At 58.3% G+C, this 12,791-nt stretch carries 10 protein-coding genes and 1 tRNA gene; 3 read left to right on the plus strand and 8 right to left on the minus strand.

Features of this window, described 5'->3' with window-relative positions; genetic code table 11:
• Window positions 1–7 precede the first annotated feature (7 nt).
• From IPK32_11725 to IPK32_11745, 5 genes are all read right to left on the minus strand, one after another.
• Window positions 8–92: transfer RNA gene (locus IPK32_11725), tRNA-Leu, on the minus strand.
• 130 nt (window positions 93–222) lie between these two features.
• Window positions 223–600 carry a DUF721 domain-containing protein gene (locus tag IPK32_11730; protein MBK8092619.1) on the minus strand — a complete coding sequence of 126 codons (378 nt, stop codon included), beginning with the start codon at window positions 598–600 and terminating at the stop codon, window positions 223–225.
• Between the two features lie 40 nt (window positions 601–640).
• Entirely contained in the window at window positions 641–1,396 is a 756-nt protein-coding gene (rsmI, locus tag IPK32_11735; protein MBK8092620.1) for a 16S rRNA (cytidine(1402)-2'-O)-methyltransferase, read from the minus strand.
• Between the two features lie 28 nt (window positions 1,397–1,424).
• Entirely contained in the window at window positions 1,425–1,934 is a 510-nt protein-coding gene (locus IPK32_11740; GenBank protein MBK8092621.1) for an LptE family protein, read from the minus strand.
• A 60-nt stretch (window positions 1,935–1,994) separates the two neighbouring features.
• Window positions 1,995–3,377 (minus strand): tetratricopeptide repeat protein, encoded by a 1,383-nt coding sequence (locus IPK32_11745; protein MBK8092622.1) that lies wholly within the window; start codon window positions 3,375–3,377, stop codon window positions 1,995–1,997.
• A gap of 134 nt (window positions 3,378–3,511) precedes the next feature.
• On the opposite strand from IPK32_11745, the gene IPK32_11750 reads away from it, so the two are divergent.
• Entirely contained in the window at window positions 3,512–4,852 is a 1,341-nt protein-coding gene (locus IPK32_11750; GenBank protein ID MBK8092623.1) for a DUF1501 domain-containing protein, read from the plus strand.
• Window positions 4,853–4,866: 14 nt separating this feature from the next.
• Window positions 4,867–6,324 (plus strand): PPC domain-containing protein, encoded by a 1,458-nt coding sequence (locus tag IPK32_11755; GenBank protein MBK8092624.1) that lies wholly within the window; start codon window positions 4,867–4,869, stop codon window positions 6,322–6,324.
• A gap of 211 nt (window positions 6,325–6,535) precedes the next feature.
• Here the strand turns inward: IPK32_11755 and IPK32_11760 are convergent, their stop codons facing one another.
• The 3 genes from IPK32_11760 to IPK32_11770 all read right to left on the minus strand — a co-directional run bounded on the left by IPK32_11760 (window position 6,536) and on the right by IPK32_11770 (window position 9,410).
• Window positions 6,536–7,153: a DUF2490 domain-containing protein gene (locus tag IPK32_11760; protein MBK8092625.1), complete on the minus strand. Its 618-nt coding sequence runs from the start codon at window positions 7,151–7,153 to the stop codon at window positions 6,536–6,538.
• Between the two features lie 200 nt (window positions 7,154–7,353).
• Window positions 7,354–8,274, minus strand: a complete 921-nt coding sequence (locus IPK32_11765) for a dihydrodipicolinate synthase family protein (GenBank protein ID MBK8092626.1) — start codon at window positions 8,272–8,274, stop codon at window positions 7,354–7,356.
• A 59-nt stretch (window positions 8,275–8,333) separates the two neighbouring features.
• The gene (locus tag IPK32_11770; GenBank protein ID MBK8092627.1) at window positions 8,334–9,410 is read right to left on the minus strand and encodes an exo-alpha-sialidase; all 1,077 of its coding nucleotides are present in this window, start codon (window positions 9,408–9,410) and stop codon (window positions 8,334–8,336) included.
• Window positions 9,411–9,748: 338 nt separating this feature from the next.
• Here IPK32_11770 and IPK32_11775 point away from each other — a divergent pair, with 338 nt between their 5' ends.
• Window positions 9,749–12,766 carry a hypothetical protein gene (locus IPK32_11775; GenBank protein MBK8092628.1) on the plus strand — a complete coding sequence of 1,006 codons (3,018 nt, stop codon included), beginning with the start codon at window positions 9,749–9,751 and terminating at the stop codon, window positions 12,764–12,766.
• Window positions 12,767–12,791 lie beyond the last annotated feature (25 nt).

A 12,791-nucleotide genomic window follows, 5' to 3' on the forward strand; every position in this document is an offset into this window, starting at 1 on the left:
GGGAGGGTGGTGCTCGGGAAGGGACTCGAACCCTTAAGCCTTTCGGCACAAGATCCTTAGTCTTGCGCGTATACCAATTCCGCCACCCGAGCGAGGGCTGCTGGAAGCAGGGGCGCGGAGTATAGCGCTACCATTGTTGATGCAAGGCATTTGTTGCTCTCTTCTCTCTTTTTGCAGCAGAGGGCTTTTTGCATCTCCTGACCTGTTTCCCCAGCTCTGCACTCATCCATGCCGAAAACGCAAATCTTTGATTTTTGCCTCTGGTAGCCGCGCTTGGAGTCGTAGCAGGATTTTTCCCTTTTCCATGCTCAGAGCATGATGTGCACTGGGTTGCAGTAAGCGCACCGTCAGCACCCCCCGCGCGATGCTATCCGGCTTGGTAAGCCGAAAGAGCAAATCACCCACAATCTGCTGCCAGGCCTCTAGCACGTCTTCGAGCCGCACACGGTCTGCTAGGCCACACTGCGCCATGATACGCGGTGCCAGATCCGCCACACTGAGCGCGGAAAGCACATCGGACGGCCCTTCATCGATTCCACGCCATGCCGCGATCAGCCGTTTCCGGTGATTTTGACGTGCGGTGGGTAGGCGGTCGGACACGAGGAAGATTGTATGGATAAAAAGGCTGTACGCTGACTTTTTACCATGTCAGCCACTTCGGACTTTCGACCGGAGCGATCAGCAGCGTGATCTCACCTTTCGGCGGCTTTTTTTGAAAATGCGCTAGCACCTGCGCAGCAGCCCCACGCTGGAACTCACCGAATTTTTTCGTCAGTTCGCGTGCTACCACGACTCGACGCTCGGGCGCAGCCGTCGCGAGCATTTCGAGCGTATCGACCAGCCGATAGGGGCTCTCAAAGTAGATGCTCGTCGCCTCACGAGCTAGTGCCGTGGCTAATTCGTTCCCCCGGGCTCCTTTTTTGTGCGCGAGGAAGCCACCAAAGTAAAAGGGCGTCGTGGGCAGGCCACTCGCCGCGAGCGCAGTGAGCACCGCACTCGGGCCTGGCAGACTGTCGATATAAAAGCCTGCCGCCACCGTCGCCGCTACGAGGCGCTGCCCTGGATCACTGATCGTCGGCATACCTGCATCTGAGATGAGTGCCACGCTGCCACCTCCACGCATTTGATCGAGTAGCTGAGGGATGCGATAGGCCTCATTGTGCTCATTGAGGCTCACCAGCCGCACTTTAAAGCCTAGATGCTTCATCAGCATCCCGCTACGACGTGTATCCTCACAGGCGACTAGGCTGGCCCCACGTAGCGTGTCCACTGCACGTCCCGTGATGTCTCCTAGATTGCCGATCGGAGTCGCGACGAGATGCAGACCTGCGGGGATCGCAGATGGCAGATTGCAGTCTCCACCTTCGAGGCTCCAACTCTCCTCCTCTTCGAGCATCACACTCTCTGAGGCGGGAGTCCCCTCCTCACCATCCTTCGGAGAGCTCATTGGCGAGATTGGTGCCGAGGCGCTGGGCGGCGTCCTCCAGCGCCTGTGTCTCGGAAAGCTGCACATTTGGATCGAGGAAGATAAATGACTCACCCGTCTGGAAGTGGCTGTGCAAGACTCGACCATTACGATCCTGGATGTCATAAGTAACTTCCAGCGTCAGGCGCATCTGCGAGCTGCGCAGGATGTTTGTACGATCCGAGCGGTATTGGGAGCGATTCACTCCTTGGATTGTACCGACGAGCACAGCATCTGCATTGCGGCGATCGACGATCTGGTAGGCTCCGTGATTCTGGAGCTGCTTGATGACCGCATTGGTCACATTCACCGCCAAGCGTGGCTCCAAGGTCATGTTTTTAAAGGCGGGGACCGCTAGAGTGCGAATGTCACGCAGATGTGCCGGTTTTTGTCCACCGAGGTGGTAACCCGCACAACTCGTGAGTAGGAGGCATACAGGCAAAAGCAGCGCAGCAAAGAAGCGTTTCATCAGGGAGACGGGAGGAGATGATCAATAGCAGGTGATGCAGGGAGCAAACGGTCGAGGAAATCAGCTGCCTGGTGGCTTCGGAGGCACAGGGAGCGAAGGAGCAGGCAGCGCTGGCACAGAGGGCGGAGGCGTTGCTGGTGCAGAGATGCCAGCGGGCGGTGTCACAGAGCTACCCGGTGCCGCAGGCACTGGTAGGAGAGCAGGCTTCTCAGAGTCAGGCAGTGTCGGCAAAAGTGAGCCCGGCGTAGGTGCCGTGCCCCCTGGCATGGCTGGGAGATCTGGCTCCGTCAGCGGGATGGGCATGAAGCTATCGTTGCCACTGCGCATCTTCGGCCGCTGCCCCAGGCGTTGCAAATCCGGTGGCAATGGGCCGACGTAGCCAGAGCTCGATTTCAGGTCACGAGAGGCCAGCTTGGTGAAATCATTGCCCGGCATCGCACGGCGAGACTCCGCCACGCCTTTCGGATCTTGGGCTGCGAGCTCTGCTAGCAGTTGACGTGCCTCCGCGCTCACCTCGGGAGAACCGAATTTCAATGCCTCGTTCAGATACATCGCGGCGGCCACCGTCTTGCCACTACGCTTGTAAAACTTCGCCACCGTGAGGCTCTGATTCGCCTCCGCAGTATTCACCTGCCGGAGGATCTGCTCCACCTCCTGCTTACGCTCACCCCCTGGATTAGCGGCCATATAAGTCGTCAGAGCATCACGCGTAGCAGTCAGATTCGATGCATCCTCACTGCGCTGCGCTGCCACATTGCTGATGGAGCCGATGCGGAACTGCGCCTCCGCTGCCTGGGAGGTGGAGGGATAATTATCCACGACCTTCTGGTAGGCCTCGATGGATTTATCCTTCTCACGCTGATCCTGATACACCTCTGCGATGCTGAACTGAGCCAGCGGCGCATATTTCCCGAATGGCGCATTCTTAATGATCTGCGTGTAAAAGCTAATCACGTCCTCCGAGCCCATCTTCATCGGCACCAGGATCAGGGTGCGCTGTCTTTTCCCACCTTTTGCCTCCTCGGCGATCTCATACTGCATCGCCACCGCCTCTGAGAAGCGCGGGCTCTGACGGTAGGTGTCGATAAACTGCTGAAAAGCATCAAAGGCCTCCTCCAAGTCATTCTCCGTATGCCGAATGATCAAAGCACGCGAGAAAGCTGCCTCCGCTGCGCTCTGCGTGAATGGGTAGCGCTTCAGAATCTGCTCGTAGTAGTCATTCGCACGGCCACTGCGGCCTGCATTCTGAGCCGCACGGCCTTCCGCTAGTAACTGCGACGCAGCCTGCTCCTGCACAGCACGCTCATTCGCTGCGGGTGCCACCTTTTCCTTCTTCCCGAAAATGAAATCAAGTAGAGCCCATGCAGGTGGCTGCACAGTTAGAAAAGTCATGGCCACAGCCAAGGCGGTAAGCGTGGGGCGGCAGAAAGCGGATCGTTTCATCGGGCTAGATGGTAGGGGAAGGTTAAGGAGGCGTCAAGGTTCCGTCCACCAGCCTTCGATCTAGTTAGCCCCATTCGCAAGATTCCCCACACCCCAGCCGTAATTTCCACGTTAGCCCCACTGAATTAGATCAAATGCCACGCCTCACCCATAACTGCGCCGGGCACCTACGACGCGATTTTCTCAAACTCGGACTCACCGCCGCAGGCGGCGGGCTGGGTTTCACGGATCTACTCCGTGCGAAGGCTATGGCCGCCACTGCCCCGCAGCCCTCACCCGCCCGGCCCGTGAACTGCATCCTCATCTGGCTCGACGGCGGCCCCTCGCATTACGAGATGTTTGATCCCAAGCCCGATGCCCCCAGCGACATACGTGGCCAATTCGGCTCCATCCCCACCAGCGTCCCCGGCGTGCGCTTCTCTGAATGCGTCCCTCATCTAGCCAAAGTCGCCAATAAATTCTCCGTCCTACGCAGCGTCACCCACAAAGACCCCAATCATGGCGGTGGCAATCACTACATGATGACCGGTGCCCCCACACCCGTCCCCGTCGGCTGCGGTGCCTTCGTCACCTTCCATCCATCCTTTGGCAGCGTCGTCAGTTACAAACGCGGCGTCCAGCGTGGACTCCCCGCCTACATGACGCTCCCCAGCATCACCCGCAGCGGCGGACCGAACTTCCTCGGCGCCGAGCATGCCCCCTTTGTCGCTGGCGGCGACCCCAACTCCAAAGGCTACAAAGTCCGCGACGTCGTGCTCCCAGCCGACATCAGCGAAGCACGTGGCCTCTCCCGCCGCGAGCTACGCATGTCCCTCGATCGCATGCAGCGCATGCAAAACGCCCTCGCAGAAGACCCCGCCGTCAGCTTTGACACCTTCTACGGCAAAGCCGTCGATCTCATCGCCTCACGTCCCGCCCAGGAGGCCTTCGACATCAATCTCGAAGACGATAAAACCCGCGACATGTACGGACGCACCGACCTCGGTCAGCGCATGCTCCTCGCCCGCCGCCTCGTCGAAGTCGGCGTCCCCTTCGTCACCATCAACTACGGCGGTTGGGATCATCACCGTGAGCTCTTCAAGACCTGCAAAAGCGAGTTCATGCAGAAATTCGATCAGGGCCTCGCCGCACTCATCACCGACCTCGACAACCGTGGCCTCCTCGAAAGCACCCTCGTCGTCGCCCTCGGAGAATTCGGTCGCACACCCAAAATCAACAAAGACAGCGGACGTGATCACTGGCCAGGTGCCATGAACATCCTCTTCGCAGGCGCAGGCGTCCCCCGTGGCGGCATCATCGGTGCTACCGACCCCAAAGGCTACTATGCCAGCGAAAACATCTATTCCCCAGAGGACTTCGCCGTCACGCTCTACACCAAGCTGGGCATCGACCCGCATCAGATCCTCCACACCAACAGCGGTCGCCCCGTCCAGCTCATCAACGGCGGACGCCCCATCCGCGAGCTCTTTGCGTAAAACCGCCGCGTGGAATGACGACACCCGCCCGCAGCACCAGCCGATACCCCAGCGGCCTCATCACCTTGGCACTCGCCATCGTGCTACCACTCACTGCCCACGCTGCGCCACCAGGGCTCGAAAGCATCTTCCCCGCAGGCGGAAAAATCGGCACCACCTTTGAAATCAATGTCGCAGGGGCTGGTTTGGAAAAAGACAGTCCTGGCATCTGGTGCAGTGCCCCCGGCGTCACTTTTCAGCCCGGTGCCAAGCCGAAAACCTTCACCGTCACCCTCGCGGCAGACGCCAAACCCGGCCCCTGCCTCATCCGCCTCCACACCAGTGCAGGCAGCACGCCACCACGCATCTTCCACATCGGCACACTCGATGAATTTGCGGAGCTCGAGCCCAACGACGTCCCATCCGACCTCAAAAAAGCCGAACCCCGAGCAAACACCACCTTCAACGGCACACTCGCCAAAGCTGGCGACATCGACACCTACCCCATCCGGCTTCAAAAGGGCAAAACCGTCCAAATCATGCTCCACGGTTACTCGCTCGGATCGCCGATGGACCCCGCTTTGCGCCTACTGGACTCACGCGGCATCGAAATCGCCTCCGGCCACGACACGCACAATCTCGATCCACGCATCGAGCACACCCCAGCCCAGAGCGGCACCTATTTCGTCCAAGTCCTCGCCTTCGCCCATCCACCCGCTGCGGATGTCTCACTCAAAGGCAGCGCCAATCACATCTACCGGCTTAGTTTGGCCGAAAAAGCCCCAGCAGAGCCTCCCAAGCCCGAACCGGCCCAAATCACCACTCCCGTCACCCTGCGCGGAATTCTCTCCAAACCGAAGGAAGAAGACATTTTCTCCCTCCAGGCCAAAAAAGGCGAAGAATGGGCACTCAGCCTCCTTTCCGAGCATTTCGACACCGTTTTGCGCATCGACGACTCCACTGGAAAAACCCTCACGCAGTCCGATGACATCGACAAAGACACCAGCAACTCCGCACTGCGCTGGAAGGTCGCTAAAGACGGCGAGGTCAAAATCATCGTAGCAGATCGTTTTCACGGCGGCAGCCCCGCACACAGTTACGAACTCAGCGTGCAGCCCACCACCGCCAGCATCACCGCCACCCTCGACACCCACGCCTACCTCATCGAGCCCGGCAAAAGCACCGACATCAAACTTGCCATCAAAATCACCGGCACCCCCACCACCAAACTCACCGCCCAAGCCCAGCAGCTCCCTCCCGGCATCACCGCCGCCCCACTCGAAATTCCCGCCAAAGGAGGAGAACTCAAACTCACCCTCAAGGCCGCACCAGACGCCCTCCCAAGCCAGACCCCCATCCGCATCGAAATCCTAGGTACCCCACAGCCCACCACCGCCACCTACACCATCCCCTTCACAGAGCCCCGCGGCCCACTCCTCATCTCCCAAGACCCCCAGCCCTGGCTCACCGTCACAGCGGCCAAGAAAAAATAAGGCCCCCAACCGCCAAAAGTCTCAATCACCCCGTAAATCACGCAGCGAATGCAGCCCGCCATCCGCAGCACGAGTTCGCCAAGCTCTGTCCCAGCGCGATGCCCCAAACTCCGGCTATTTGTGGTGAGTATCTCTTGGACTATGAAATTCCTGCGGAGGCAGATGAAGTTGGTCCACTACTGGCACACAGCAATGGCCTCAACGACGCTCTTCAAAACCTCACCCGCAGATACGTTCCGATCACGGACTCGTGAATCCAGGTCTCCTTGGGCATGGTGGAATTGATCATGTAAAAGACATCGAGATCGGTGCGCTTCCCTGCTTTGAAAGTCAGACCGAGCGGGACCACGCGGTTCTCAGTCCATTGGCCGCGACCCAGGTTCACCAGCCATTCATTGCTGATAAAGAAGCGGGTCCATGGGCCGATGGAGTGGGGCAGTGTCCAGCCCAGCTGAATGCGGTGACGGAAACGGCCAGCCTTCAACGACTCCTCTTCATTCCAGGGCCACTCCATGCGGTTCCGCCAGTCGATCCGCAAATGCGGGGTGAGTTCGAGATGCGGGTTCAGCTCCAGTTCGGGGCGCAGTTGCCAATGACGTTCGTTCGAGACGGTGTTCTCCAGATTCAGCACGGAAAGACCGATCCCCATATCCAGCCAGGGCAACAGCTCCTGCTTGTAGCGTGAGCTGACGAGTTGGGTGTAGGAGCCGTCTTCCGAGTCCTCGCGATTCGCCAGAAAGACACCCGCACTTCTTCCGGGCTGCTGCCAAAACTCCAGCCATGACCATGCCCACCATTCATCGGCCTGTGCCGGTAAATGGAGTAGCAAGAGCAGTCCCAGAAGTCCCAAGTGTATTCGCATCACCCTCTCCTAAGCAGTTCCAAGGCCAGATGTCTTCGGAGGAATCGCTGACACGATCCACATTCATCATTCAAAGCCCCCCCTTCCCATCCCCGGCCCACTCCTCGACATGTTCCAACAGCAGTTTGGCACAGGATTGCGGGGAGATGAAAACGTGAGGCATCATATCAGGGCAGCCAGTCTGGATGCCGCGCACGCAACTGATCGCGATAGCGATCGAAGCGTTCGGTGCTCACGCTTTCATAGGGAGGGAGCAGACGCAGTGGGAACTCAGGGTCGTGGATACGGCAGAAGAGCTTGTCGAAGGCGCCATCCATGTGGGCGGTGTCTCCGACGGCTTCTTTGAAGGTGGCGATGAGGCCGTCGAAGTCTGCGGTGATAGCGTCAAGCCTGGCTGAATCGCGATCACAACCGGCTTGAAAGTAGTCCTGCGCACGCTGGAAGTTTGTGAAGAGGAAGGAGATGAGAAAGCCGCAGTCGCCCATGTGGCAGGCTTTTGCAAAGCCGACCTCGGTGATGAAGTGGCGGAGTTGGGGCGCATCAATGAAGAGGCTACGCAGGCGCACTTCATCAGCGGTGCTGTTCTTCGTGGCGACGAGGTTGGCGTGTTCAGCGGCCAACATGCCATATTCGGTTCCGGTGATGATCCGGCCACTGCGCATGAGGTTGTAGTGCAGAAACTCACAATCAGGAAAACGCCCACAAGTCTCGCGGAAGAAGGTCTTCAATTCGGTGTCACTCAGCACACCCCAGCTCGGCAAACTCAGCTGAAATCGTCTCGCGCCCATGTCGCGTGCGCGCTCGATGCGTTCAATGATCGTTGGCAACGACAAACCAATAAGGCCGACCATCGCCTGCACGTCGTCGCGTTTTGTTTCATCGAGAAACACACGAGTGATCGCATCGAACTGTGTGTCAGTAACGGCGTAACCTTCGCCCGCTGTGCCGAAGATGTAGAGATCACGAATGCCACTGTCGATTTGCAGACGCACGCTGCGGCGGAAGATGTCTTCCTCGAACTCGAAGCGCTCATTCCACGGCACACAACAGGTGGCGAGGATGCTGCGGCGGTAACGAGGACTGATCATGCGGCGGAAGATAGATGGATAGGATTCGTGTCAGCGAGCATGTTGCCCTGGCCAAGATGCTACTTCGTTTCTGCGGCAGGCGGCGCATCCCAGATGGCCACGCCCATGTGGTAGCGGGCATGATACTCGGAAGCGCCAGCATACCAAGCAGTGACGAGCTTCCCATCGGCGCGCTGGACGGTGCTCGGGTAGCCGCAATCCCAGGAAGTGGTGTGGGCTACGCGGATGGGCTCGCCCCAGGTCTTGCCTTCGTCGCTGCTGAACTTCGCCAGCACACCAAGTTGGTTGCCGGTCTTGATGCGGTTCCCATACGTGAGGACGATGCGGCCATCTTTGAGCCGGGCGAGGTGGCCATTGATCTCATTCTTTTGCGTGACGCGATTCGGTTCACCCCAGGTCAAGCCGTCGTCTTCCGAGATGAACAAATCCATCGCCGTCTCGCGTGCGGCAGCGAGCCAGCGCTTGCCACCGAGGTGCAGGAGCGTGGTTTCGTTTCCAGTCTTGTGGATGATGCTGGTGCGTGCCCAAGTTTTGCCATCGTCATCACTGCGGTAGTGCCAGGAGCGCATGGACTTGGTCTTCATGCCAAGTTTGATCTTATCCTTCAGTTCACCTCCGTAGCAGGACACATGCAGGGCACCATCTTCGCCGACCTTGATGTCGCCAAAGGGTATATAATTCGTCCACCCGGCATCGGGTGCGGGGAAGGCTTTGATTTGAGTCCAAGTGCGCCCGCCATCACTGCTACGGCAGACCCACGGAGCGAGAATGAAATCTCGAAAGGCCGATTGCTTCGGTGACTCCGGCTCCTTGATGTCCGTCCAGCCAGCACACAGCACGAGGAGATCGCCATTCTTCGCCAACCCAGCCGCCACGTTCATTCGGTTCGTATGCGGATCGTTCGGTGCCGGGATGCCGCGCTTTTCCCAAAACTGTCCGTCCTTGCTGTTCCAGCATTCAGCGGCTCCGGGCATCTGACCGTGACTCGGTTGGCCGAAGATGGTCGTGTTGATACTGCCATCCGGCATCAACGTGAGATTCGGCCACGCGCAGACATTGTCGATAGCGACGAAGCGCTGGAACGTCTGAGCAGAGAGGGAGGTGGCGATGAACAGAAGTGCGATGAGTGGCTTCATAGTTATGCATACGCGCAGAATCAGAGAATTCACTCGCACACTACGATCTGGCTTGCGCGGCGGAGGGGCCTAGCAATGCCCCTCATGGGATGACTGGTATTATCTTCAATTACTGCCACCCCATTTATATATACCAACCAACCCAACTTCACCGGCAAGGCGATGGTAAGACCATCACCACTACAAACCCCCGTCGGCTTCCCGAGGCGGTGCTTCCGGATTCAAGCGGGATCTACATTGGGCTGAGGCGCTCGTTTCGACTTCAAACTATGGGCGATAAATATGCTTCCCATCCGAAAAACGCTGACATACTCTCTACCAGATAACCTGCATCTATCATGAAAATCACAACACGAGCCTGGGCACTTGGATCACTGCTACTCACCACTGCCGTCCTGCCCGCGCAGGTGCCGCAGCTTCTCAACTACCAAGGCCGCGTGGCTGTCGGCACGGTGAACTTCGAGGGCACGGGGCAGTTTAAGTTCGCTCTGGTGAATGGCGATGGCTCCACCGTCTATTGGGGCAATGCTGCTGACCTCGCACCTGCTGATGGCGTGCCGGATGCCTCCGTCTCGCTGCCCGTGACGAAGGGTCTATACTCCGTCCTCCTCGGGGACACCTCGCCGCCGCTGAACATGACCGCCATCCCCGCCAGCGTCTGGGCGAATGCCGATGTGCGCCTTCGCGTCTGGTTTAATGACGGCGTGAACGGCACTCAACTCCTCACGCCGGACCAGCGTATCGCCGCCGTGGGCTATGCCATGATGGCGGATAATGTGAAGGATGGTGCGATCACGGCGGTCAAGATCGCTGCCGGAGCGGTGGGCACCACGCAGCTTGCGGCCAATGCGGTGGAGGCAGGCAACATCGCCACAGGTGCTGTCGGCTCTACTCAGATTGCCACTGGTGCGGTCGGCACCGCTCAGCTTGGGGATGGCTCCATCACCGCTGCTAAGATGCTCAAGCCCATGCGCAGTGGTTCGATCTCCAGCAGCAGCATTGCACTCACCCCTATGGGCGGCGATTTCACGGTTACTTTCAATCCACCATTTACCACCCCTCCTAGGGTGACGCTGACCCTGGAAACCACCGCTGGAAGCACCGCCTCGACGGCCCGCGTTTTCCTCACCAGTAAGAGTGCCGCAGATTTCTCCGCCACGGTCTCCAGCGGCATCACTCCGACAACTCTGGATGTGGGCACCGGCGTCGTGGGTAATTACATCTCGCACGCCATCGTCAGTGGCAATCCGGCCATCAGCTACTACGACGTGAGCAATGGCGACCTCAAATACATGCGGGCGCTCGACGCGAACGGAACCATCTGGGGCGCACCCGTCACCGTTGATAGCATCGGTGATGTGGGCCGCCATACTTCCTTGGCAGTGGTCAGCGGCGCTCCCGCCATCAGCTACTACGATGCCACGAACCGCGACCTCAAATTCATTAGAGCCAATGACGCCACCGGCACCACTTGGTCCAGCCAGTTTTCCATTAGGGTCATCGACAGCACGAACAATGAGGGGCAATTTACTTCTCTTGCGGTGGTCAATGGCAACCCAGCCATCAGTTACCACGACGTCACAAACGGCGACCTCAATTACGTGAGGGCGACGAACACCAGTGGAAAAACTTGGGGCGCGCCCTTGACGCTCGACAGCACGGGCCTCGTCGGTCTCGACACCTCACTGGCGGTGGTCAATGGCAATCCGGCCATCAGCTACCACGACTTTACCAACAGCGATCTCAAATACGTGAGGGCGACAGATGCCAGCGGGACGACTTGGGGCACATCCTTGACGCTCGACAGCACAGGCTCTGTAGGGCGACATTCCTCTCTGACGGTGGTCAATGGCAATCCGGCCATTAGTTACTACGACTTTACCAACAGTGATCTCAAATACCTGCGTGCCACAGATGCCGACGGCACGATCTGGGCGGCTTCTTTGACGCTCGACAGCACGGGCATCGTCGGCCACGACACCTCTCTTGCGGTGGTCAATGGTAACCCGGCGATCAGCTACTACGACGCGACCAACACCAATCTCAAATACGTGAGAGCGACAGATGTCAGCGGCACTGCGTGGAGCACGCCTGTGACCTCCAATGGCGACAGCGCTGACCGTGTGGGCCAATTTTCCGCTCTCCTGGTGGTCGGTGGGAATCCTGCCATTTGCTATTTTGACTCGACCAACGGCAATCTTAAGTTCGTGCGTTCTTCCAACGTCAATGGCACGAGTTGGGGCACTCCATTGGCATTGGATACTGGGATGAACGGCAACGTGGGTCAATTCACGTCCCAAGCGATCGTCAATGGCCACCCTGCTGTCAGTTACTACGATGTCACTAACGGAGATCTCAAATACGTGAGAGCCACGGACCCCGTAGGGACGAACTGGGGTGTGGCTCTGACAATCGATAGCACCGGAGACGTAGGTCAATCCTCCTCACTGGCTGTCATCAATGGGAATCCAGCCATTTGCTATCACGACACCACCAACGGCGATCTCAAATACGTGAGGGCAAACGACCCAAATGGGACCACTTGGGGGCTGCCCGTGGTCATTGACGACAATAGCCAGTTTCCCTCGCTGATGATGATCACTGGCTTCGTCCCGGGTGTCAGCTACTACAGAAACAGCACTCTGAACTATATACGAGCACTCGACATCAACGGAGCGACTTGGGATGCCCGAGTTGTCGTCGATGCCACTGGCAATGTGGGCGAGTATAGCTCTCAAAAAATGGTCGATGGCTTCCCTGCCATCAGCTACTACGACCGGACCAACGGCAATCTTAAATTTGTTAGGTCAATGAGTAACCAAGGACTGGGCTGGGGAACCCTACGGACCATAGACAACAGCACCGACAATGTGGGGCTCTTCACCTCGCTGGAGTTTATCAACGGGATTCCTGCCATCAGTTACAACAACGATACCACCGATGACCTCAAATTCATCCGGGCTAACGACTCGACCGGTTCATCATGGAGCACTTCCATCACCGTGGATAGTGCTGGCAGAGTGGGGCAATTTACGTCTCTGGCGGTCATTAATGGCAATCCTGCCATCAGTTACTTCCATGATAATGGCATTCCGATAAGCTTTGGTGACAACGGCCAGATCAAATACGTGCAGGCACTAAACCCGAGCGGGACCACCTGGACTACCCCCCTGTTTCTCGACAGCACGCTTGGCATGGGCCAATACACCTCCATGGTTTCGGTGAATGGCACCGCGGGCATCAGCTACTACGATTCCAGCAAAGGCGAGCTCAAATACTTACGCCTACCGGACGCCAGTGGACTGGATTTGACCATGGCACCATTCACCATCCACTGGATCGCTCTCGAACCCTAGGACCTGTCACCCCGCCGCTGCATTC

The sequence above is a fragment of the Verrucomicrobiaceae bacterium genome (genome assembly GCA_016713035.1).
Classification (GTDB): Bacteria; Verrucomicrobiota; Verrucomicrobiia; order Verrucomicrobiales; family Verrucomicrobiaceae; genus Prosthecobacter.

Excerpts from the sequence above, each read along its gene's own strand:
- rsmI (MBK8092620.1), bottom strand. The coding sequence starts at position 1,396 with ATGCTCGAAGAGGAGGAGAGTTGGAGCCTCGAAGGTGGAGACTGCAAT.
- IPK32_11740 (MBK8092621.1), bottom strand. The coding sequence starts at position 1,934 with ATGAAACGCTTCTTTGCTGCGCTGCTTTTGCCTGTATGCCTCCTACTC.
- IPK32_11745 (MBK8092622.1), bottom strand. The coding sequence starts at position 3,377 with ATGAAACGATCCGCTTTCTGCCGCCCCACGCTTACCGCCTTGGCTGTG.
- IPK32_11750 (MBK8092623.1), top strand. The coding sequence starts at position 3,512 with ATGCCACGCCTCACCCATAACTGCGCCGGGCACCTACGACGCGATTTT.
- IPK32_11755 (MBK8092624.1), top strand. The coding sequence starts at position 4,867 with ATGACGACACCCGCCCGCAGCACCAGCCGATACCCCAGCGGCCTCATC.
- IPK32_11765 (MBK8092626.1), bottom strand. The coding sequence starts at position 8,274 with ATGATCAGTCCTCGTTACCGCCGCAGCATCCTCGCCACCTGTTGTGTG.
- IPK32_11770 (MBK8092627.1), bottom strand. The coding sequence starts at position 9,410 with ATGAAGCCACTCATCGCACTTCTGTTCATCGCCACCTCCCTCTCTGCT.
- IPK32_11775 (MBK8092628.1), top strand. The coding sequence starts at position 9,749 with ATGAAAATCACAACACGAGCCTGGGCACTTGGATCACTGCTACTCACC.